The sequence below is a fragment of the Shewanella sp. KT0246 genome, assembly GCF_019654955.1.
In the GTDB taxonomy this organism is placed as follows: domain Bacteria; phylum Pseudomonadota; class Gammaproteobacteria; order Enterobacterales; family Shewanellaceae; genus Shewanella; species Shewanella goraebulensis.
Genome location: NZ_BPEV01000014.1, coordinates 26,134 through 48,485, shown reverse-complemented (window position 1 = coordinate 48,485; position 22,352 = coordinate 26,134). Strand labels below are relative to the sequence as shown.

The window sequence follows — 22,352 nt, the reverse complement described above, 5'->3', positions numbered from 1 at the left end:
ACTAATAATAAAAATGAAAGCTAACAATTTGAGGTCGATATGATTGAGGTCGATAAGGTCAATAAAGAAGTACAGCGTATTGTCATTATTGGTGGCGGCACAGCTGGGTGGCTAGCGGCTAATCATATTGGCATAGCGGCTCAATTACTGCCTAATGTTACCGTGACACTAATCGAGTCTCCTGATATTCCAACCATTGGTGTAGGAGAGGGGACTGTTCCAGCGATTAAGCAATCTCTGCAAAGCTTTGGCATTCGTGAAACAGACTTTATTCGAGACTGTGATGTAAGTTTTAAGCAATCTATCAAATTCTGCAATTGGTTAGATAAAACCAAGCACGGAGAGAATAATAGTTATCATCACTTATTTGATGTGCCAAGCCCGTTAGGGGCTGATTTAACGCCACAGTGGCTTCATCAGCAAGCAACTCATTCAAACTCATCAACGTCCTATTCGCAAAATGTTTCCCCGCAACATTATATCTGTGAAGCGTTAAAAGCGCCGAAATTAATCACTACGCCAGAGTATGGCGGTAAAGTCAGTTACGCTTATCATCTTAATGCTGCTAAATTTGCCAAATTACTCGCCAGTAATGCAACTAGTAAATTAGGGGTTCAGCATCTACAAGCAAATGTGCTTGATGCTGATATTGATGATGAAGGCAATCTTACTCAACTTAAAACCGATAAGCTTGGAGAATTGGCATTTGATTTTTTTATCGACTGTAGCGGTTTTGAGTCGATTTTATTAACTAAAAAGCTTCAAGTTCCGTTTGTCGATAAGTCTAAACAATTATTTGTTAATAAGGCTATTGTCGCTCAGGTTCCTATCACTGAAGAGTATGCTATTCCTCCCTATACTATTGCCACAGCTCACCAAGCTGGTTGGGTGTGGGATATTGCTTTACCTGAGCGTCGTGGTACTGGATTTGTTTACTCAGATAATCACATGACATCTTCAGAAGCTGAGCAAAAGTTTGATCGTTACCTTGGTGGTAAGTTAGCTAGCTTAGCTTCGAGGGAAATTCCGATGAAGGTAGGGTATAGAGAAAAGTTTTGGTTCAAAAACTGTGTGGCATTAGGCCTTGCGCAAGGTTTTTTAGAGCCCATAGAGGCGACTTCTATACTGCTTACTGATTTTGCAGCAGGTTATCTTGCTAAACGTTTACCGCAGACCATGGCGCAAATGCCAGCATTATCTGAACGTTTCAATAACACCATGACGTATGCATGGGAGCGAGTCGTTGAATTTGCCAAGCTGCATTATTGTATTTCTGATAGAACTGACTCTGACTTTTGGATTGATAACCGACATCCAGAGTCTATTCCTGAGCCATTAAAGCACAAAATGGCGCTATGGCAGAATTACAGCCCTCTTACTGATGATTTATTTTCCCGTTTCGAAGTATTCAACATCGATAATTACCTTTACGTGCTTTATGGGATGAAATATCAAACTAAAGCCGCTAATTTATCGGAGTCATATCATCACATAGCACAGCAACAAATAGCTCAGATTGAAAAGATCGGTAAAGGCTTAGCTGCTGAATTGCCAGAGCATAGAGCATTATTAAATAAAATTAAGCAATTTGGCTTGAAAACAATCTAATACACCCCAATAAAACTAGTAAGCTGGTGGTACTTTATTTCTCAATACGGTAACGTTAGCAACAGATAAATGATAGTGAATGGTTCACATAGGCATTCACTAAGTCGCTATTCATGCAGCATCATTTAAAAATTGTGGAATTACATTTTAATCTGCAAGCGAAATTGTAATACGGAAAATTAAACTAAAAGGGATTTGAATCCCAATTTATATTTTTATTGATTAGAAGCGCCTGAAGGAGCCAAGATGTCTAACCAAATTACGTTACTTGAACATGCAAAGCACGGTGATTTAAAAATCACTCCAACAAGCTATAACCATGTTGCAGATCAGCATATTGTTCCAGTAACTTTGCACGAAATTGGTCGTGCAGCAACTGAATACCCGATTGTATTCGTAAAAAATAGTGACAATGGTGAGTTTCAAGCTGTTGCTATGCTAGGCCTTAAGCCTGGTCAGAATTTAAGTGTTAAAGATGGCAAATGGCAAGGGCTTTATATCCCGGCTGTCGTGCGTGACTATCCACTTGGTTTAGTATTAAACCCTGATGTAAAAGATAAAGTTTGGATTGGTATTCGCGAAGAAGCAGCTGAAGTAAGTAAAACTGAAGGCCAAGCATTATTCGAAGGTGAGAAAGAAACTGAATACCTAGAAAACCGCAAGAAAGCACTAATTGCTCATTTTGAACAAGATCAAGCCAGCCGTAACATCTTAGGTTTCTTAGCCGAAAAAGAATTACTGACAACTCAAACGCTTACAGTTGATGTAGCGGGTGAGAAGCGTAACATCAATGGTCTATATTTAATTGATGAAGCTAAGCTTAACGAATTATCTGATGAAGATTATTTAGAGCTTAGAAAACGTGGTTTATTAGGTCCTATTTATGGCCACCTTTCATCATTGAATCAAGTTAACCGTTTGGCACGTACAGAGATTATGTCTAAAGCATAATCTTGGGGGACTGATAGCCCCTTAAGGCCGACTCAAGTAAACTTGATGGTCAAATAAAGGCATTATTCGCATGGTATAAATCACCTTATCGCGATTAATGCCTTTTTTATTGTCGCTAATCTTAAGATTAACCTCTGGGATACGTCACTTTTCTTAACATGGTTCAGTTTATTTTAAGAATGGCGGAAGGGTTAACTGTCTGTTTTATAGAGTAAATAATTAACATTGTTAATTATCTGTAGCTAAAGATTAAAAAAGTGTAGAAATCCAAAACATTATTCTGTAGATTATAAATGACAGCGTTGTCATGGCTTGTGTGATTCGTTGTTTTAAGGTCCGCATGGGTAAGGAAGAGGTCTTTTATCCATGTCATTGATTGTGCTTCGGTCGGGCGAGGCACAATTGATTTTATACTTTTAGTCTCTCCCCAGAAACGAGTATAAGCTGGGTTCATCCTATGGTTCCCAGCTATTTTTTTGTCTTTTTTATACAAAATCTTTATGCCAGCTTGTTTATTCTGATAAAAAATAAAGAGATAGTTAAAAGTCATTTTTTACCACTAATTCAAATACACTGAACTGTTAGCGTTAGTAATAACAAGGAATAAACTGAGGAACATATGAATAAGACTATCATCGCATCAGCATTATTATTGTCGTTAGGGGTTGCTGGTTGTCAGCATTCATCTTCAGAAATTCAAGCCCAAGCTAACATAGACTCAAGCTCAGAGACTCAACCATCGTTGAAAACTGAAAGTGCAACTCATAGTTGGACTCAAGCTGCGCTTAATCAATTCGCTGAGCAACTGAATGTGACTTATCGTATGGTGAGCAATGTCCCGCAAGAAGCCTGCGCAGAAGAACAGCAAGATCAACGTTGCTTTATTGCTGAAATAGATTTTACTAGCGCTCAGAATATTTCAGATAGAAATTGGTCAATTTTTTACAGCCAAATGCGCCCGGTTCAGCAAGTGTTAAACCCCGAGTTTAAGATTAAGCGAGTACAAGGTGATTTACACCAAATTACACCAACCAAAAATTTTACTGGTTTTAAAGCTGGTGAGACTAAAACGCTCAACTTTAGAGGTGAGTTATGGCAGTTATCTGAAACCGATCCTATGCCTAACTACTACATTGTTGTCGAAGGCTTAACACCTGCAGTCATTGATAGCACTAAAGTGACCATCGATACTGAAACAGGAATGGAGCAGCGTCCATATGTTGAAGCTTTCACTGATGCTAAAAGACAATATCGTCGCACTGAAAAAGATCAGCTTGTTTGGGCGAAAGCTGAAGTGTTATTTGATGCAAACCAAAATGTATCGTTTAGTCACGCTCTAGCTGAAAACCGAATAATTCCTACTCCAGATAGTATTTCTGTCACCTCATCAGACAAAGTGGTTGATTTAACAAAAGGGATTAATGTTAGTTATAATCAAGTAAACCCTGAAGCGGTTGCAGCGGCTCTGGCAAGATTATCCCGCATAGGGGTTGCATCAAATAACAGTGGTTTAGCATTACAGTTAGTCACTGATTCACAAATTAGAGTTGGTGGGAGCTATCAGCTTGAACTAGCAGCGGATGAAATTACCATAACTGCTACAGATGAAGCAGGATTCTCTTACGGTATCGCATCGATTGCGGCGTTAATTACACCAGATGAGTTGTCACTCAATGCCCTACAAATAAAAGACAGCCCGCGTTATGACTTTCGTGGCATGCATGTGGATGTCGCTCGAAACTTCCATAGCAAACAAATGATCTTAGATTTAATCGACCAAATGGCTGCTTATAAGCTCAATAAATTGCACTTACATATGGCTGATGATGAAGGTTGGCGTTTAGAAATTGACGGATTACCAGAACTAACAGATATCGGTAGTAAACGTTGTCATGATTTGACCGAAACTACCTGTCTTATCCCACAGTTAGGTAGTGGCCCTTTTGCTGATAGTAAAGTTAACGGTTATTACAGTAAAGCCGACTATATTGAAATACTACAATATGCCACAGCCCGTCAGGTCGAAGTGATTCCATCAATGGATATGCCTGGACATTCTCGAGCGGCAATAAAGTCTATGGATGCACGATATCGCCAATTTATGGCAGCAGGAAACGAAGTTGCTGCTAATGAATATTTATTGTCAGACGCTGAGGATAAAACCGTTTATTCATCAGTACAATATTACAGTGACAATACATTGAATGTTTGTATGGAGTCGACATTCCATTTTGTAGATAAAGTGATTAGCGAAATAGCAAAGCTGCATCAGCAAGCAAACCATCCGCTACATCGTTACCATATCGGCGCAGATGAAACCGCTGGGGCATGGAAGCAATCACCACAGTGTTTGGCATTTGTTGCAAGTAATGACAGAGGCGTGTCTTCGGTTGATGATTTAGGCGCATACTTTATTGAGCGATTATCAAACTCGATTGCAGCCAAAGGTATTGAACCCGCTGGGTGGAGCGATGGCATGAGCCATACTAACCCTTCAAATATGCCAGCTAAAAGTCAAAGTAATGTTTGGGATGTAATATCTCATGATGGCTATAAGCGTGCCCATAAACAGGCAAATCTTGGCTGGGATGCGGTGCTTTCAAATCCTGAAGTACTTTATTTTGACTTCCCTTATGAAGCAGACCCAAAAGAGCACGGTTATTATTGGGCAGGTCGAGCACTAAATAGCCAAAAGATTTTCAGCTTTATGCCAGATAATTTACCAGCTAATGCTGAGCAGTGGCAGGACATCGAAGGCAATGACTTCGTTGCAGATGATAGGGTTAAAAAGGATGACAAGGGTAACTTAATATCTGGCCCTTTAGAGAAAGGAAAAGGCTTTAGCGGCATACAAGGTCAAATTTGGAGTGAAACCATACGTAGTGATGATGTTGCTGAATATATGATGTACCCAAGAGTATTAATGCTAGCAGAGAAAGCTTGGCATAAGGCTAAATGGGAAGTGCCTTATCAATATAATGGCGTTTTATACGATGCTAACTCAGGTTTCTTTACGGCGGAATTACGCAATAAACAACAGCGACAATGGAATGAGCTGGCCAATACACTTGGACAGAAAGAATTAGCCAAGCTGGATATAGCCAATATTGCTTATCGATTACCAACAGTGGGCGCAAAGATTATTAACGGTAAGCTACATGCCAACGTTGCTTTTCCTGGTTTGCAGATTGAATATCGCGATGACAATGCAGTCTGGACTCGCTATGAGCAGCCTATTGAAGTGTCTGGCACAGTTGAGGTTCGTTCAGTCGCACCAGATGGAAACAGAAAAGGCAGAAGTTTGAGCTTATAAATAGATAACGTATTAATAAACTCAGTTTGATAGGTAAAGCAAAAATTCTAATTAAACAGCTGAATCTATTCAAAAACAATATTAGGCGTTAAACACTATGTTAACGCCTTTTTTATATTCAAAATAACAATGAAATTCATATTTAGATATTTATTTTAAGCTTAGTATTCATTTTAAAACAATATGTTAGTGATTGTTTGTAAGTGATTTAATCAAGATGGCCAAAAATTAAATGACAACGCTGTCATTTTTGGTGTAACATAAAGTTAACTTATTCAATAAGCCAGCAATAGCGTGAGTTTTATTCGAATATCAACGTTATTTTAAAGTTCATTATCACGGCTTAAATAGAAGAGATAAGAGGGATGTCATGGGCGTTAATATGCAATCTGAATCACAGCTTTTTATTGGCATCGACGGCGGTGGCAGTAAATGCCGCGCTACAATTTTTTGTCCCAACAAAGGTGTTCTCGGAACGGGAGTCGCAGGACGAGCCAATCCATTGCATGGCTTAGAGCAAACTTTTGAATCTATTCTTGCTTCGACTGAACTGGCTATCGCAGACGCCAAACTCACCTCTGAAGATGTTCACTCCTTGATTGCTGGTCTTGGACTTGCTGGGGTAAATGTTCCGCGTTTATTTAAATTAGTGACTCAATGGCAGCACCCATTCGCAAAAATGTACCTTACCACTGATTTACATACTGCCTGTATCGGCGCCCATGAAGGTAACGATGGTGCAGTGATAATCACAGGTACCGGCTCTTGCGGGTATGCTCATGTAGGTGAACAAAGTTTGTTAATTGGTGGGCATGGTTTTGCGTTGGGTGATAAAGGCAGCGGAGCATGGCTAGGTCAGCAAGCAGCTGAGCATGTGTTATTGAATCTTGATGGTTTTGCCCAAGACACTGGCTTAACTCAGCCTATTTTAAATCATTTTAATGTGACAGATGCGATGGGGATTGTAGAAAACCTAGCGGGTCAGTCTTCTAGTACTTATGCCAAGTTAGCACGAATTGTATTACAGCAAGCAGAGCAGGGCGATGAAGTAGCGACATTAATTGTAAAACAAGGCGCTCAATATATTAGTGATATGGCTCGTAAACTATTTGCAATTAACCCTACTCGTTTTTCGATGATCGGTGGCTTAGCTGAGCCTTTATATAAATGGCTAGACGAAGATGTCGCTGCCCGGGTTGAGCTTGCTATGTCTCCACCGGAAATCGGTGCCATTTTGTTTGCTCAGCAAGAGTTTGCCAAACAGCTTTCTCAATAACAATTTGCGCAATAATTATTGAAGTAAGCACAACTGATTAAGTAAAAAAGCTTCTATAAAAGGTTTGTTTGCTAAAAGAAACGTTTAAATACTAATTAATCAGGAAGGGTTTCATCGAGTCGCACTTGGAAAACCTAACTCAACTATTTTATCCAAACATCAGTGAGTTGCAATTTTGCATCTTAACTAACAACATTTAATAGGGTTAAACCGATGACAGATACAATTATGGAGCTAGAAGCTCGCTCTGCACCACAAAAAATTGCTGAACAACTTGCTGCGAATGCTGGTTTAACAAAAGAGCTGGGTGAAAAGCTACGAGCTTTTAAGCCTAAGTTTGTGATGATTGTTGGCCGTGGTTCTTCAGATCATGCTGGTGTTTTTGCCAAGTATTTGTTTGAGATTGAAGTGGGCATTCCTACTTTTGCTGCTGCACCGTCAGTTGCCAGTGTATATGGTAAGTCATTACAACTTGAAGGTGGTTTAGTCATTGTTATTTCTCAATCAGGTCGTAGCCCTGATATTTTAGCGCAAGCGAGAATGGCTAAAAATGCAGGTGCATTTTGTGTTGCACTTGTGAATGATGAAACTGCGCCAATTAAAGATATCGTCGATGTGGTATTGCCACTTCGTGCAGGAGAAGAAAAAGCAGTTGCTGCTACCAAAAGTTATTTAGCAACCCTCTCTGCTATTGTGCAATTAACAGCAGAGTGGACACAAAGTGAATCGCTTGCAACTGCAGTAGACTCTATGCCTAAAGCATTACAAATTGCTGTAGATTCAGCGCCTCAATTAACACCAGAGTCATTAGAGGGTGTTAACAACCTAGTGGTACTAGGTCGTGGTTTAGGTTATGCGGTAACTAAAGAAATTGCGTTAAAAATGAAAGAGGTGTGCTCTATTCATGCCGAGTCTTTCAGCAGCGCAGAGTTTTTACATGGCCCAGTAACATTAGTTGAGAAAAAGCTCGCTATTGTTGATGCCTGCATTAATGATGAGTCTTATGAAAGTCATATCGAACAAATTGAAAATGTGAAGCAGCGTGGTGCAGATTTAGTTCATTTGAATCAAACATCAACTCAGATCCATCCACGTGTTGCCCCATTAGCGCTATTACAACGTTTTTATATCGATGTTGCGGCAGTTGCAGTTGCACGTGGTATTGACCCAGATCAGCCTGAAGGGCTTAAAAAGGTCACTCAAACTTTGTAATTGATAAAAATCAGATAGTTAAAAAGACAGTTAAACAAAATATATAAAGCCGTAAAGAGACACATTATGAAGCAAACTCTGATTGTAGATAAATATTTTGATGGCGAGCAATTCATGCCTCGAGCTGCAATAACAGTCGATAATGGCGTGATTTCAGCTATCAACCTAATAGCCGAAAAAGGCTTGGATCTTCAATTGGTAGACAAGTATGAGCTTGAAAACGTGACTCATTTACAAGGTACATTAGTGCCAGGCTTTGTTGATGTGCAAGTTAATGGCGGTGGCGGGGCATTATTCAATGCTCAGCCAACGTTAAATTGTATTAAAACCATAGGTGCAGCGCATTCACGCTTTGGTACCACAGGTTTTTTACCTACTCTTATTACCGATCAAGTTGAAGTCATGGCTCAGGCTGCTGACGCAGTAGCAGAAGCCATCGCATCAAAAACTGCTGGCGTTTTAGGAATACACTTTGAGGGCCCGCATTTAAGTGTGCCCAAAAAAGGTGTGCACCCTCAGTCATTTATTCGCAGTATTTCAGATGAAGAACTCAGCATATTTTCTCGTAAAGATTTAGGCATTAAAGTCGTAACGTTAGCACCAGAAAACGTATCAGCTGAGGTCATTAAAACCTTAGTCGCTAATGACGTTAAGGTTTGCTTAGGTCATTCAAATGCCGATTACGCTACGGTTGTTGCAGCATTAGAAGCTGGGGCTGACGGATTTACTCATTTATTTAATGCAATGTCAGGTTTCGGTTCAAGAGAGCCTGGCATGGTGGGGGCGGCATTAGAAAGTGAACAAGCTTGGTGCGGATTAATTGTAGATGGTCATCATGTTCACAGCGCCACAGCAAAAGTTGCAATTAAAGCCAAGCCACAAGGCAAAGTCATGCTAGTAACCGATGCCATGCCTCCAGTCGGTATGGATGATAATGCCAGTTTCGAATTGTTTGGTACTGAAGTTATCAGGCAAGGTGATAGGCTGAATGCAAAATCGGGTGAGCTTGCTGGATGCGTATTGGACATGGTTGGCGCAGTTAATAACAGTGTCAGTATGTTAGGTTTAAGCCATGAAGAGGCGTTAAGAATGGCATCATTGTATCCTGCTCAATATCTGGATAGGCAGAATTTAGGAACAATTACAGTCGGTCAACAAGCCGATTTTGTTTTGCTAAATAATAAAAATACAGTGAGCCAAACGTATATCAATGGCGAGTTAGTCTTTTCAGTGACATCCGACTCACAGCAAGAGGCTTAACAGGATGTCCAATGAAGCATCAAATGCTGTTGGTATGTCTGGCAGCACCTCTAAGATTACTGCAAAAGAATCAAAACCGATTAAGAAACGTCTTATGTCTCTGGATGCACTTCGTGGTTTTGATATGTTTTGGATATTGGGTGGTGAAGGACTGTTTGCAGCACTAGTGCTTTTAACTGGTTGGAGTGGATGGCAGTGGTTTGATGGTCAAATGCACCACAGTCAATGGCATGGCTTTACTTTCTACGATGTTATTTTTCCGTTATTCATCTTTTTATCGGGTGTTGCCCTAGGCTTATCACCGAAAAGGTTGGATAAGCTACCTTTAGCTCAGCGCATGCCTCTTTATCGTCACGCCATAAAGCGCTTAGGGTTATTGATTATTTTAGGCGTGCTTTATAACCACGGTTGGGGCACAGGCGCTCCTGTTGACCCTGAACAAGTAAGGTATGCAAGTGTATTAGCAAGAATTGGTTTTGCTTGGTTTATTGGTGCAATGCTGGTTTGGCACACAAGCATGCGAACTCAAATTATTAGCGCCATAACAATATTAATCGGTTATGGATTGCTGCAATTATATGTGCCATTTCCTAATGGTCAGGCTGGGCAGTTTACTCAGGCTGGAAGTATTAATGCATATATCGATACTTTATTGCTTCCTGGTATTTCATACCAAAACCGTCCATTAGACCCTGAAGGTATTTTATCAACCATACCAGCAGTGGTTAATGGCTTAATAGGCGTATTTGTTGGGCAATATTTAGTAAAAGAGCAGGCCGCTATAAGTAAGTTTTCTGGTGAATGGGTTAAGGTCATTTCTCTAGTGTTATTTGGTGCTTTATTTTTAGCTTTAGGCTGGCAGGTGGATGTAGTCATTCCTGTTAATAAAGATTTATGGACCAGTAGCTTTGTTTTAGTCACCTCAGGCTGGAGCATAATTTTACTAGCTGTCTTTTATAGCCTAGTTGACGTGCTTAAATGGCAAAGATGGTCATTTGTTTTTGTGGTGATAGGTACTAATGCCATCATTATATATCTTGCATCTAGCTTGATGAATTGGCATTACTTTGCGCAAAGTTTATTTGGCGGGGCAGTCAATGCCGCTCCCCAGAGTTGGCAGCAATTACTTGCTGTTATTAGTTTACTAGCTGTGCAATGGTTAGCATTGTTGTGGCTATATCAACGTAAAATATTTATTAGAATTTAGGACCTGTTGTTCTTTGCTGGTTAAGTTTCGTTCGAAATGAAAGCGTTTTAATTGAGACGGATGGATTGATGCCTAGTCATCTAAGCACCTCTTTATTCACAAAGACTCATCCAACAAAGAGTCAAACGCTTTTAGTCGAACCCTTTGGGCAGAGTTTGTTAGCGATTTTTACTGCATTATCGACTTTTTATGTAGGTGTAACTACACCACAAAGTCTCTGCCTTGTATAAGTGGCCAACAACTCTGTGCTAAAACAAACTTGAAAGAACAACAGATCCTAGTTTACCGATTGACCGCGTAGTTTTAAGTGTTTGGCTTGATGGAAGTTTTTAAAGCCTGATTTTTCACTTGTTATGGTTGTACCAGTTAATGGAATGACAGCGTTGTCTTTGGGGTGTTTATGTTTTAACATGAATCGCGTAATTACTATGAAATGAATTAACAATTCGGCATCATGGTACTGCTAAAAACCTCAATAACAATAAGACTCATATGGGGCAATAATCTTAGATTAATGCCAGTTATTAATGATAATAAGAAGCAGGTTTATGGAAACTACAATGAACAACAGTCAGCAAAAAAGCAGTTTACTGCCAATGGCGATTGTCGCTATTCTCTTTTTCGTTCTAGGTTTTGCGACTTGGCTAAACGGCTCTTTGATGCCGTATCTAAAACAAATTCTTCAACTCACTCCGTTTCAAGCTTCACTTATCTTGTTCTCATTTTATATCGCAGTGACCTTTACAGCGTTACCTTCTGCTTGGGTTATTCGTAAAGTGGGTTATAAGTCTGGAATGGCATTGGGTATGGGGATCATGATGGTCGCTGGTTTAATGTTTATACCAGCCGCTAAGACCCAAATATTTCCATTGTTTTTGTTAGCGCAGTTGGTGATGGGAACAGGGCAGACGTTATTACAAACCGCAGTTAATCCATATGTGGTTCGTTTAGGTCCTGAAGAGTCTGCCGCAGCCCGTGTGAGTGTAATGGGGATTTTGAATAAAGGTGCAGGAGTTATTGCGCCTATGGTATTTACCGCACTCATTCTTGATAGTTTTAAAGATCGCGTCGGCACTACGCTAACTCAAATTCAGATTGATGAGATGGCCAACAGCTTGATTCTTCCTTACTTAGGCATGGCAATATTCATAGGTGTGTTAGCTTTTGCTGTTAAGAAGTCTCCTTTACCAGAATTAGAGCAAGAAGCTGAAGAAGCATCAGGCAAAGGCCAAATTAAAGAAGCGTTAGCACGACCTAACCTTGCTTTAGGTGTGGTTGCATTGTTTGTTTATGTGGCGGTAGAAGTTATTGCTGGCGACACTATCGGCACATACGCATTAACCTTAGGTGTTGAAAATTATGGTGTGATGACGTCATACACTATGGTTTGTATGGTAATTGGTTATAGCTTGGGGATTATCTGTATTCCACGATTTATATCTCAACCAAATGCCTTGTTAATAAGTGCTGTGCTGGGTGTTATCTTATCGCTTGGTATTGTGTTTGGTGATAGCGAGTCCTTCACGGTTGCTAACATGATATTGGTGCCATTTGGCGGCGCTCAATTACCAGATACCTTATTGATGATTGCTTTCTTAGGTTTAGCTAATGCGATTGTTTGGCCAGCAGTATGGCCATTGGCATTATCGGGTATGGGTAAGTTAACCAGCACAGGTTCTGCACTATTAATTATGGGTATTGCTGGTGGCGCATTTGGTCCTGTGTTCTGGGGACTGACAAGTTCTGCAACGTCTTTAGGCATGCAGGGCGGGTACTTAGTGATGATCCCATGTTACTTATTCATTTTATTTTATGCCGTGAAAGGTTATAAAATGACTAGCTGGAAATCCTAAGTCAGTTGCAATGGGTTTAACCGTTATAACTTATTTTCCCAATAAAAAAAGCCACTCTGTTGAGTGGCTTTTTTTTATCTTGAAAGCTAATTTATATCATTAATGATTCGATGGTTGTTCTAGCTTTTCCATAACCTGTTTTAAGCTAAAGCTTGCCGCTTTTTGTCTTGGTGGGTATTCCTTAAATGTCTCTAAGAATGTCGCCACATACGCCTGTGCTGGAACTAACAGATATGCTCGGTCGATTAACCAATCATAATAAGTATTAGAGGTGCGGTCAGCTGTTTCGTATGGATCCATACGAAGATTGAAAATCTTAGGTAAACGAAGTTCAACAAAAGGTTCTGCCCAAATCTGTAGAGTACCTGTTACGCGTTGCTCTAAGAAAACAGCTTTCCAGTTTTTATAGCGAAGTGCCGCTAAATCACCATCATCAGTGAAGTAGAATATCTCTTCACGTGGACCAACTTTCTCTTTACCTGTTAGGTAAGGGAGGAAGTTATAGCCATCAAGGTGGTTTTTAAACTTTTTACCGTTGGCGCTGTAGCCTTTAAGGAGTTTATCTTTGATTTTAGTATCACCTGCAGCCGCTGCAAATGTTGGCAGCCAATCCATGTGATGCATTATTTCATTCGACACACTACCTGGCTCAATATTACCTGGCCATCTCACCATCGCTGGTACGCGGAATGCACCTTCCCAACTGGTGTTTTTCTCACTTCTAAATGGTGTTAAACCAGCATCTGGCCAAGTATTCATGTGTGGGCCATTATCAGTTGAGTAAAATACGATGGTATTATCTTTGATGCCTAAATCATCGACTTTTTTAAGCAGCTGACCAACATGGTTATCATGCTCAACCATACCGTCGGCGTAATTACTTAGGCCACTTGAGCCTTGTAGTTCAGGTTTTATATGAGTACGGAAGTGCATACGCGTGCCGTTCCACCATACAAAAAATGGTTTTTTAGACTTAACGCTTTTCTCCATAAAGTCGATAGCTGCTGAAACAGTTTCATCGTCAATGGTTTCCATTCTCTTTTTATTGAGAGGGCCAGTATCTTCAATCTTTCCATCTGCTGATGATTTAATCACCCCACGAGGACCAAATCGTTTTAGGAATTCAGGGTCTTTTGGATAATCTATATTTTCTGGCTCTTCTTCTGCGTTGAGGTGATAAAGGTTACCTAAAAACTCATCAAATCCATGTGCTGTTGGTAAAAATTCATCTTTATCACCAAGGTGATTTTTACCGAATTGGCCAGTGGCATACCCTAATGGTTTTAATACCTCTGCAATGGTTGCATCTTCGGCCTGTAAGCCTATATCAGCACCAGGAAGGCCAACTTTACTAAGACCTGTTCTGAATACACTTTGTCCTGTAATGAAGGTTGAGCGACCAGCTGTACATGATTGTTCCCCATAATAGTCGGTGAACATCATGCCTTCTTTAGCGATGCTATCGATACTTGGGGTTTGATAACCCATTAAACCAAATGTGTATGCACTGACATTCGCTTGCCCAATATCGTCGCCCCAAATAACTAAAATGTTAGGTTTACTCGCCGCATTCGCGCTGGCAGATAGTAAACCTAAGGTAACGGCAGCTGTTACGCCTAGGAACTTCTTCATTCTAACCATGTTTATTTCCCTATATGACTGAAGATTTAAGTTTGGTGAAAAAAACACCAGTAATGAACGTAGCAGCTAAATTAGTAGTTAAGCAAGTAGCCGTTAGGTTTGTTTACAATTAGTAATGGTGTTTTTTAGTATAGACACTGATTCTGTGATTGCTTAAAACTAAACCAATTTAAACAATAACTAATACAGTGAGATGACAGGTAAGGATCAAACTTTTTATTTAGTATGGAGAAGTTGAGGTTATTATTTGGCAATTAAAGGGGGGAGTCTTTAGTGAATTTTAGACACAAAAAAGCCACTCTATTGAGTGGCTGTTCTGTATATGGTGCCGGCACCAAGAGTCGAACTCGGGACCTACTGATTACAAGTCAGTTGCTCTACCAACTGAGCTATGCCGGCTAAATATGGTGCCCGAACCCGGAATCGAACCAGGGACACGAGGATTTTCAATCCTCTGCTCTACCGACTGAGCTATTCGGGCAACTAAACTAAGCGTTAGTTTGCTACTTCAAACTAGATGCTAACGTAACTTATTACTAAGTTGTTAGAGCCTATGTCGTTTGGAGTGCGCACATAGTATAGAGATGGTTTTGATCGCGCAAGTGCTTTTTTAGCTTTTATTGCGAATGGATAACTGCATGTTGCATTAGTGAGCAATTACAAGGTTATCGTAAACTTATTCGCAGGATTCATGACTCTATAACTGAAAATAAGACACAAAAAAGCCACTCTATTGAGTGGCTGTTCTGTATATGGTGCCGGCACCAAGAGTCGAACTCGGGACCTACTGATTACAAGTCAGTTGCTCTACCAACTGAGCTATGCCGGCTAAATATGGTGCCCGAACCCGGAATCGAACCAGGGACACGAGGATTTTCAATCCTCTGCTCTACCGACTGAGCTATTCGGGCAACTAAACTAAGCGTTAGTTTGCTACTTCAAACTAGATGCTAACGTTACTTATTGCTAAGTTGTTAGAGCCTGTGTCGTTTGGAGTGCGCACATATTATAGGGATGGTTTTAATCGCGCAAGTGCTTTTTTAGATCTTTTTAGTTGTTCGGCTAGTTAGTATCCAAAATGGGTGTTTTTTAACGTTATAAACTAGGTTAAACGCCTTTATGCTGCGATTGGGAGCCACTATTACACATTTAAAGCTTGCTGGAGCTGTTTATTGGCGGTGTTTACTTGTCCATTTGGGCTCGGAAGTTACAACGTCAGGGTTAATCGCTACAGTTATTGCCGTTGTTTTGTTCTGTTATTCAACAGTAATCACATTAAATCCAAGGTCGATGTTAGCCTCTTGGTGAGGCATAAATTAAACCTTTCTATTAAATCGAAAGATTTTGACTTAATTTTGCGATTTTATATTATTATTTGATCTATAAAATCAATTCCATATTAATCAAAGGGACAAGCTTGATGTTAGCAAACTCGAAAATGGGATATGGGTTAATAAGTATCCTAATTCATTGGATTAGTGCATTAACGGTAATTGGTTTATTTGGCCTAGGTTTGTGGATGGTTGATTTGACTTACTACAGTAGTTGGTACAAAACAGCGCCAGATATCCATAAGAGTGTAGGTATTTTACTGTTTGGTTTGACTTTGTTGAGGTTAGTTTGGCGTTTCATTTCAGTTAAACCTCAAGCGGATTCTGCTCATAAACCATGGGAGCAGCAAAGTGCAAAATGGGCTCATCGAGGGATATACCTGTTAATGCTAGCTATTATGGCGAGTGGTTTTCTTATTTCAACGGCTGATGGTCGCGGGATTATGGTTTTTGATTGGTTTGAAGTGCCTTCATTAGGGAGCTTTATAACTAATCAAGAAGATATTGCAGGGCTTGTTCATGAGTATCTAGCTTACAGTCTAATTGGATTGGTGATAATCCATGGGGCTGGGGCAATTAAGCATCAATTTATTGATAAAGATAACACCTTAGTCAAAATGATAAAGCCAGTACGAAAATAGATATTAAAGCTTTATGTGGCTAAGAATTAACAATCTAGATTTTACGTTTTATTTAAGATTTACCCATTACCAAAACTTACTGACAAAGTGAATTTAATAAGGAAATACCAAATGAAAAAGCAACTTATCGCTACCTTAATCGGTTCTGCACTGTTAATGCCGTTAAGCGCCAATGCTGCCGACTATGTTATTGATACTCAGGGTGCTCACGCTTCAATTCAGTTTAAAGTTAACCATTTAGGTTATAGCTTTGTCGCTGGTCGTTTTAATGATTTTGGCGGTAACTTCAGTTACGATGCTGACAAAGTTACCGATGCAAAAATTAATGTCACTATTAATACCACGAGTGTTGACTCTAACCACGCCGAACGCGATAAGCACTTACGTGGTAGTGACTTTTTAAATACAGGCAAATTCCCTGAGGCTAATTTCGTATCAACGGGCGTTGAGGATAAAGGTAATGGTCAATTTGTATTGAATGGCAATTTAACGTTAAACGGTGTGACTAAGCCAGTAGCAATAGACGCTGAGTTTATTGGAGAAGGTAAAGATCCTTGGGGCGGTTACCGTGCCGGTTTTGTAGGAACTACTGAATTTGCTATGAAAGATTTCGGCATAAAAATGGACTTAGGGCCTGCTTCTGCCAATGTGACTCTAGATCTTATTGTTGAAGGTATAAAGCAATAGGTTTGAGATTGATGCCATAAGCCGACCGCTATCTGGCTATAAAATAATGCCGCTTAACTTTACCTAAAACAGTAAACCTAAAACAGTAAAGTAATAGCGGTATTTTTGTGTCTGTTATAGGTATTTAAAACACCAGATAACAGCTATTTAATCAGTTTGATTTTACCGAATACGTCAGCATTTTTATAACCTCGATTCATATCACCATCAACTGCTTTTATTGGATGAGAGCCGATAAAATTCTCTCTTTGTTTAGAACCGTCATTGTCACAATAAGCCAGCATGAACCCCATGACTTTACCCGCAGATAACTTAACCGGTGATACTTGGTTAGCTTGCTCATGTTTAAGAGGGAAGGCACTTAGACTATCATCATAGCTGTCGGGAAAGATGTGAATAGCCATTTCCCAGTATATTTTTTTAGGATCAATAGCATCACGAGCCCAAACTGTTTCAATATGTTCGTTAAAGGTCATGGCTTGTTTAAGAGTGGAGAAGTCAGCGACTTGTCTATCTAACGCGACGTGATATGCGAAAGCATTATGATTAAACTGATGTTCGCCACCTGAGGCATCTTCATCTAAAAAAACTTCAACCGTATCATCGTCCCAATAAAGCACAGTAGGATCTGCAGTTTGGTCATATAAAACATCATCTACGATTTCAGTGAGTAAATAGAGTTGGTCTTCTCGCCATAGCAGCTTGTAACGACCACTAAAGTCATTAGCTGAAACTTCTGGGCCTAAAATCATGTGATCTATCGGGTGCCAATTCGCCTGCTGCCAATCGGCTTCATCAGGTTTACCATCAATAATTATGTCATTAGCCGCGTAGTTGACTTCAATTGTCTCATGTTGATGCTCAACATGTTTTGAATCTTCCGCTGCTATAGCTAGATCACTAAACATTGCCGACATGATAAGCACTGTCATTAATGGTTTAGCCTGACGAAGTTTAAAGCTTAAAAGCTGTTGCGTTTTTATAGGTATAGGTAAACCATGCGATATCTCTTTGAACCATTCCTTAGCCATTTTCACTCCAATATGGATTTTACTTAATATTTATTAGCTACCTCAAGAGCTATAACTCACGCTATAACGAATGCTATAACTGCAGCAATAGGTAGCTTATGAAATGTGTAATCTCGGTACTATGCAAGTTTGTCTAAAGTAGCAGTATAAGCTACGAGTCTATAGCCAATTATTTTCACGTCGTTAAAATGACATGTATTTGCAATGTTGCTTTTATTGACAGTACTGCTGAGTTTATTTACTAAACAATTTACTCATAAAAAAGACTTAACCTGCAGGCAATAACACCTGTACTTGATAAATCTTGTTAGCTTCAACCGCTAATACAAACTCACCTCGTTGATCCTGTTTTAGTGAAATACCATCTATCAAGACTTGCTGACTCGAAACTGACTTACTTCGTTTTATTGTCAATTCGATGGTAGCTTTGCGAAATTGACGAGTAACTTCGATACCGTTTAATGATTGAGGCAAATGTGGCTTTATTAATAATCCGTTACTAACGCCCTTTAAGCCAACTAATTGCTCTATGATAATACGATATATCCAAGCTACAGTACCTGTATTGAATAACTGGCTTGATTTACCTGCTTCCTCTGGATATTGAAAATAAGCGCCGCGATAATAATTGGGGATAAATACTGGCAGTTGTCCGCGAGTGAGGGCGTCTGTTTCAGATTCGGCGCAAATCATGGTATGTAATAACTCAAATGCCGCTTCTGTCTCGCCACGTTCGAAAAGGGCATAAATGTAGAAAGCACCAGCATGATTATAAACAGAACCATTTTCTCCAGTACCTGGAAATTTTTGAGTTAGTCTGCCGACTTCTTCATGCATATGGGTATAACTTGGCGCAAGCATCATCATCCCAAATGGGGTTTGCAGTTGTTGTTTAATTTGCGGCTTCATTAATTGCCATTGTTGCTCGGTTATGGCGCCAGATAACATCGAGAAACTTTGAGGGTTTAAGTAAATTCGACCTTCTTCATTATCACTGACGCCAAAACACTTGCCTGTATCAGTAATCCCTCTTGCAAACCATTGACCGTCCCAGCAGTGCTGATTGACATCTTTATTGAGAGTTTGAGCTTGGCTTATTTGCTTATCTGCATCGGCATTATGGCCAGTTAGAAAGCAAATTTTTGACCACAAGTTCATGGCATAGGCACTGGCTAAACTTAGCCAACTTGATACACCTTTACCTTGATAACCGACCATGTTCATCGGATCGCACCAATCTCCTTGATTGATGTAATTAAGCCCTCGGTTATCACGTTGAGACCATAAAAAATCTAATGCTAGATTAATATGTTCAAAAACACTGAGGCCAATTTCATCATCAATAAAAACTATCTGTTGTTTTAAAAAATCAAAGTCAGCAGTCTCATTCAAATAAGCATCTATACATATCACTAACCATACACAATGATCGGTATGGGGAATTTGGTTAATGTATTTAAGCTCTGAATCTGGATTGAGCAATATGCCATCAGGCATTTCGCCACTTTTATGTTGCTGCGATAGTGCTTTAATGAAGGCTGCTTTGGTTTTTTCAGGGGCGATATACATCATCCCCATAGCATCTTGCAGGTAATTGCGGGTTTGTGGGTCGGTACTTAAGCGATTGACGTCTCCATGGTAAAACACCTGTCTGGGGAGCCAGTGATTTACAAAGTTATCAAAGGCTTGAGTACCTGTTTTGATTTTAAGCTGGTAGTCAGCTTGAGCTATGTACTGTTGATAATCCTGTTTAGCATCGCTTAATGCTTGAGGTGAAACTAAGTACTTTTGTTTTAGGAAGGCAGCCTCATTGGCATCTTTTACTGGTGCAAAAACAAAATTAGCTTCAATTGACTCATTGGCCGTTAGGGCAATCGCAAACTGCATAACTGCTGCAGGTGTTTGGTAATGTGCGGGTTTAGAATCAAGTTGTGAACTTTTAATTGCATCAGGATTATTGAGTCCACCTTCACCTTCAAATACCGATTGCCTGGTTTCAAAACTTATCGGGGTTAAATCACTGAGTAATACCGTGGTGTCTTTGAAGTCTTGTTGAATAAAATATTGTTCAACTTTTTGATAGGGCGTTACTGACTCACATAAAATGGCATTTAAGCTTTCATCAAAACGAGCAGATTGATTCATCCACGACATATAACCAACGGGAAAATAACTATAAACACTTAAGTCGCGTTTTTTGCTGCCTTGATTATTTACCTTAAGTTGCCAAAGCTCAGCGGTATCATTGGTACTTAATGATAGTGATAGCTCACATACTAAATCTAAGTGATTTATTTTCCAGCTAATTTTATGTTTATCTACGATGAACTCAAAGCTTGTCGGCATTTGCTTTACAGGAGCGTAGGGCAGTGAAAACAACTCGCCAGTTTGATTGTCTTTGATGTAAAAGAAACGCCCTGGGTGATGACTAAAGTAAGCATGTTCTGGCTGCATAAAAGTCTTAGCTTCAAGGGCAGGTCCATGAGCATATTTTGCTGGTTCAGGCTGCATAAACTGCGCAACTGCATACCCACGACAATTCATTTGAATCATCATGTTTTTATTCCACAAAAAACCGCATGCATTTGGCATGCTAGTTGGACTATTTAGGCTTACAGCGCCATTTTGCTGATGGTAAGTGATCACTATCTTATTCCTGAACTTGTGTCTGATATGAGCAATTTAATTGTGTATTTGGATTGTTATTTATGAATACTATTTTTGGCTATTAGTTACTGGCTCTGCCACATTCGTTGGATACAAACTTTGATTGATGTGCTGCATTTTTTGCTCATCTAGGCTGTAGTGTTTAACAACCCATACTGCTAATAGTGCGAATGCGGCAGGGATGAGAGTGTTAAGCAATAAAATCCCCATCAATGAATCGGGAGACTGTTGCTGGTTTGCCACATAACCCATTGACGACAGTAGCCAACCAATCATGGCGCCAGCAAATGCACCGCCTAGTTTTTGTGAGAATGCTGCAGCAGAGAAAATCATTGCGGTAGCCCGGCGGCCATTTTTATACTGCGAGTAATCGGCGGTATCAGCGTACATTGAAAATACCAATGGCGATTTGGGGCCAAGGCAAAAACCAATCAATGCTTGCATGATAAACATCATGGTTAAATTATTAGGTGGGATTAAGTAAAAGCCTGCGGAGAATAATGCCACTAGGCTCATTAAGCCTATCAATAAACTGCGTTTATCAAAGTAGCGGCTCAGTAATGGAGTAGAGGCGGCGCCTATTGCCAGCGAAATCATATATACAGCGGTGAAAGTACCAATGAGGTCTTCACGACCGACATAATATTTGAAATAAAATGTGCCCGTGCTGGCTCTAAGGGTGATGGTAAACATGATAATCAACGCCAGTGAAAACAAGATAAGCCAAGGCTTATTCTTGGTTAAATCCATAATGTCTTGTTTGATGCTGGTTTGCTGATTTTTCGGTGGTGCGATACGTTCTTTAGTGGCTAAAAAGGTTAGGGTGAAAAGCACTGCTGAAATTAAACCGTAGCATCCCATTGTTAGCTGCCAACCTAAGGCTTCATTGCCGTTGCCAAGCATGTTTACCAGCTCTGGTGTCATGTAAGCAACTAAGGTACCGCCAGAAAAGGCTCCGATAAAACGGAAACTGGTTAAGGTGGTACGCTCTTGGCTGTCAGCTGTAACAACGCCTAGCAATGCACCGTATGGGACGTTAATGAATGTATAAGCTAACATCATAAAAATGTAGGTACCGTAAGCCCAGATTAATTTTCCATCATCACCTAAATCTGGAACGGTGAAGGTTAGCACTCCCGCTGCGGCAATCGGTAAAATACCCAGTAAAAGGTAAGGCCTGAATTTACCAAAACGTGTTGTGGTTCTATCTGCTAATGCGCCCATTAAAGGATCTGATACGGCATCAATAATTCGCGTCACTAACATCATGGTACCGACAGCTGCGGCAGAAATACCAAATACATCGGTATAAAAGATGAAAAGGAACACGTCAAACACTCGCCAATAAAAATTAGATGCCACGTCCCCAAGGGCATATCCCACTTTTTCTTTTAGCGATAATTTTTCAGATAGAGGTGTTGCAGGTGACATTTTGGGTTCTTGAGCCATTGTTACTATTACCTTAGTTGATTCCATCCAATTGGGTATTTATGGCGACTTTCCAGCTAACTGATTTTTAGCAATATTTATATTTAACAATTAGTGTAAGCGCTTACATTGTTGTTAGAATGTAAATGATTAATCATTTTTTGACCAGTGTTAATTTAATTATGATTCAATTTGAAACAGGTTTATTGAAGAGCAGAAAGTAGAAAGGAAGCTAAACTTTAGCCA

The 22,352-nt window shown here is 39.9% G+C and carries 15 protein-coding genes and 4 tRNA genes; 10 read left to right on the top strand and 9 right to left on the bottom strand.

Going from position 1 to position 22,352, the window contains the following annotated elements; all coding sequences use genetic code 11:
- The first annotated feature begins 39 nt into the window (after positions 1–39).
- From K5Q58_RS08730 to nagX, 7 genes are all read left to right on the top strand, one after another.
- A complete protein-coding gene (locus K5Q58_RS08730; protein WP_220753555.1) occupies positions 40–1,608 on the top strand; it encodes a tryptophan halogenase family protein in 1,569 nt (522 codons plus the stop codon).
- Between the two features lie 246 nt (positions 1,609–1,854).
- On the top strand, positions 1,855–2,559 hold the full coding sequence (locus tag K5Q58_RS08725; RefSeq protein ID WP_220753554.1) for a SapC family protein: 705 nt from the start codon (positions 1,855–1,857) through the stop codon (positions 2,557–2,559).
- Positions 2,560–3,178: 619 nt separating this feature from the next.
- The gene (locus K5Q58_RS08720) at positions 3,179–5,872 is read left to right on the top strand and encodes a family 20 glycosylhydrolase (RefSeq protein WP_220753553.1); all 2,694 of its coding nucleotides are present in this window, start codon (positions 3,179–3,181) and stop codon (positions 5,870–5,872) included.
- 370 nt (positions 5,873–6,242) lie between these two features.
- Positions 6,243–7,148, top strand: coding sequence for an N-acetylglucosamine kinase (gene nagK / locus K5Q58_RS08715; protein WP_220753552.1), 906 nt, complete (start codon positions 6,243–6,245; stop codon positions 7,146–7,148).
- Positions 7,149–7,361: 213 nt separating this feature from the next.
- Entirely contained in the window at positions 7,362–8,360 is a 999-nt protein-coding gene (gene nagB-II / locus K5Q58_RS08710; RefSeq protein ID WP_220753551.1) for a glucosamine-6-phosphate deaminase NagB-II, read from the top strand.
- Positions 8,361–8,426: 66 nt separating this feature from the next.
- Positions 8,427–9,620: an N-acetylglucosamine-6-phosphate deacetylase gene (gene nagA, locus K5Q58_RS08705; protein WP_220753550.1), complete on the top strand. Its 1,194-nt coding sequence runs from the start codon at positions 8,427–8,429 to the stop codon at positions 9,618–9,620.
- Between the two features lie 34 nt (positions 9,621–9,654).
- Positions 9,655–10,827 carry a transmembrane glucosamine N-acetyltransferase NagX gene (nagX, locus tag K5Q58_RS08700; RefSeq protein WP_220753613.1) on the top strand — a complete coding sequence of 391 codons (1,173 nt, stop codon included), beginning with the start codon at positions 9,655–9,657 and terminating at the stop codon, positions 10,825–10,827.
- A gap of 277 nt (positions 10,828–11,104) precedes the next feature.
- Here nagX and K5Q58_RS21135 read toward each other — a convergent pair whose 3' ends face one another.
- Positions 11,105–11,239, bottom strand: coding sequence for a hypothetical protein (locus K5Q58_RS21135; protein WP_259651295.1), 135 nt, complete (start codon positions 11,237–11,239; stop codon positions 11,105–11,107).
- A gap of 136 nt (positions 11,240–11,375) precedes the next feature.
- On the opposite strand from K5Q58_RS21135, the gene nagP reads away from it, so the two are divergent.
- Positions 11,376–12,680 carry an N-acetylglucosamine MFS transporter NagP gene (gene nagP / locus K5Q58_RS08695; protein WP_220753549.1) on the top strand — a complete coding sequence of 435 codons (1,305 nt, stop codon included), beginning with the start codon at positions 11,376–11,378 and terminating at the stop codon, positions 12,678–12,680.
- Positions 12,681–12,779: 99 nt separating this feature from the next.
- Here the strand turns inward: nagP and K5Q58_RS08690 are convergent, their stop codons facing one another.
- The 5 genes from K5Q58_RS08690 to K5Q58_RS08670 all read right to left on the bottom strand — a co-directional run bounded on the left by K5Q58_RS08690 (position 12,780) and on the right by K5Q58_RS08670 (position 15,232).
- Entirely contained in the window at positions 12,780–14,321 is a 1,542-nt protein-coding gene (locus tag K5Q58_RS08690) for an arylsulfatase (protein WP_220753548.1), read from the bottom strand.
- 323 nt (positions 14,322–14,644) lie between these two features.
- A tRNA-Thr gene (locus K5Q58_RS08685) sits at positions 14,645–14,720 on the bottom strand.
- Between the two features lie 6 nt (positions 14,721–14,726).
- Positions 14,727–14,802, bottom strand: a tRNA-Phe gene (locus K5Q58_RS08680).
- A gap of 272 nt (positions 14,803–15,074) precedes the next feature.
- Positions 15,075–15,150 (bottom strand) — tRNA-Thr (locus K5Q58_RS08675).
- 6 nt (positions 15,151–15,156) lie between these two features.
- Positions 15,157–15,232: transfer RNA gene (locus K5Q58_RS08670), tRNA-Phe, on the bottom strand.
- A gap of 509 nt (positions 15,233–15,741) precedes the next feature.
- On the opposite strand from K5Q58_RS08670, the gene K5Q58_RS08665 reads away from it, so the two are divergent.
- Together K5Q58_RS08665 and K5Q58_RS08660 are read left to right on the top strand one after the other, a co-directional pair.
- The gene (locus K5Q58_RS08665; RefSeq protein ID WP_220753547.1) at positions 15,742–16,293 is read left to right on the top strand and encodes a cytochrome b; all 552 of its coding nucleotides are present in this window, start codon (positions 15,742–15,744) and stop codon (positions 16,291–16,293) included.
- Positions 16,294–16,404: 111 nt separating this feature from the next.
- Positions 16,405–16,980 (top strand): YceI family protein, encoded by a 576-nt coding sequence (locus K5Q58_RS08660; protein ID WP_220753546.1) that lies wholly within the window; start codon positions 16,405–16,407, stop codon positions 16,978–16,980.
- A gap of 143 nt (positions 16,981–17,123) precedes the next feature.
- On the opposite strand, the gene K5Q58_RS08655 is transcribed toward K5Q58_RS08660, so the two are convergent.
- The 3 genes from K5Q58_RS08655 to K5Q58_RS08645 form a co-directional block, all read right to left on the bottom strand.
- Positions 17,124–18,011 carry a CBM9 family sugar-binding protein gene (locus tag K5Q58_RS08655; RefSeq protein ID WP_259651294.1) on the bottom strand — a complete coding sequence of 296 codons (888 nt, stop codon included), beginning with the start codon at positions 18,009–18,011 and terminating at the stop codon, positions 17,124–17,126.
- A gap of 267 nt (positions 18,012–18,278) precedes the next feature.
- The gene (locus K5Q58_RS08650) at positions 18,279–20,657 is read right to left on the bottom strand and encodes a GH36-type glycosyl hydrolase domain-containing protein (protein ID WP_259651293.1); all 2,379 of its coding nucleotides are present in this window, start codon (positions 20,655–20,657) and stop codon (positions 18,279–18,281) included.
- A 69-nt stretch (positions 20,658–20,726) separates the two neighbouring features.
- Positions 20,727–22,127, bottom strand: a complete 1,401-nt coding sequence (locus K5Q58_RS08645; protein WP_259651292.1) for an MFS transporter — start codon at positions 22,125–22,127, stop codon at positions 20,727–20,729.
- Between the last annotated feature and the right edge of the window lie 225 nt (positions 22,128–22,352).

What these genes read in the sequence shown, in the direction of transcription:
- K5Q58_RS08730 (WP_220753555.1), top strand. Translation starts at nt 40, where the DNA reads ATGATTGAGGTCGATAAGGTCAATAAAGAAGTACAGCGTATTGTCATT.
- K5Q58_RS08725 (WP_220753554.1), top strand. Translation starts at nt 1,855, where the DNA reads ATGTCTAACCAAATTACGTTACTTGAACATGCAAAGCACGGTGATTTA.
- K5Q58_RS08720 (WP_220753553.1), top strand. Translation starts at nt 3,179, where the DNA reads ATGAATAAGACTATCATCGCATCAGCATTATTATTGTCGTTAGGGGTT.
- nagK (WP_220753552.1), top strand. Translation starts at nt 6,243, where the DNA reads ATGGGCGTTAATATGCAATCTGAATCACAGCTTTTTATTGGCATCGAC.
- nagB-II (WP_220753551.1), top strand. Translation starts at nt 7,362, where the DNA reads ATGACAGATACAATTATGGAGCTAGAAGCTCGCTCTGCACCACAAAAA.
- nagA (WP_220753550.1), top strand. Translation starts at nt 8,427, where the DNA reads ATGAAGCAAACTCTGATTGTAGATAAATATTTTGATGGCGAGCAATTC.
- nagX (WP_220753613.1), top strand. Translation starts at nt 9,655, where the DNA reads ATGTCTGGCAGCACCTCTAAGATTACTGCAAAAGAATCAAAACCGATT.
- K5Q58_RS21135 (WP_259651295.1), bottom strand. Translation starts at nt 11,239, where the DNA reads ATGTTAAAACATAAACACCCCAAAGACAACGCTGTCATTCCATTAACT.
- nagP (WP_220753549.1), top strand. Translation starts at nt 11,376, where the DNA reads ATGGAAACTACAATGAACAACAGTCAGCAAAAAAGCAGTTTACTGCCA.
- K5Q58_RS08690 (WP_220753548.1), bottom strand. Translation starts at nt 14,321, where the DNA reads ATGGTTAGAATGAAGAAGTTCCTAGGCGTAACAGCTGCCGTTACCTTA.
- K5Q58_RS08665 (WP_220753547.1), top strand. Translation starts at nt 15,742, where the DNA reads ATGTTAGCAAACTCGAAAATGGGATATGGGTTAATAAGTATCCTAATT.
- K5Q58_RS08660 (WP_220753546.1), top strand. Translation starts at nt 16,405, where the DNA reads ATGAAAAAGCAACTTATCGCTACCTTAATCGGTTCTGCACTGTTAATG.
- K5Q58_RS08655 (WP_259651294.1), bottom strand. Translation starts at nt 18,011, where the DNA reads ATGGCTAAGGAATGGTTCAAAGAGATATCGCATGGTTTACCTATACCT.
- K5Q58_RS08645 (WP_259651292.1), bottom strand. Translation starts at nt 22,127, where the DNA reads ATGGCTCAAGAACCCAAAATGTCACCTGCAACACCTCTATCTGAAAAA.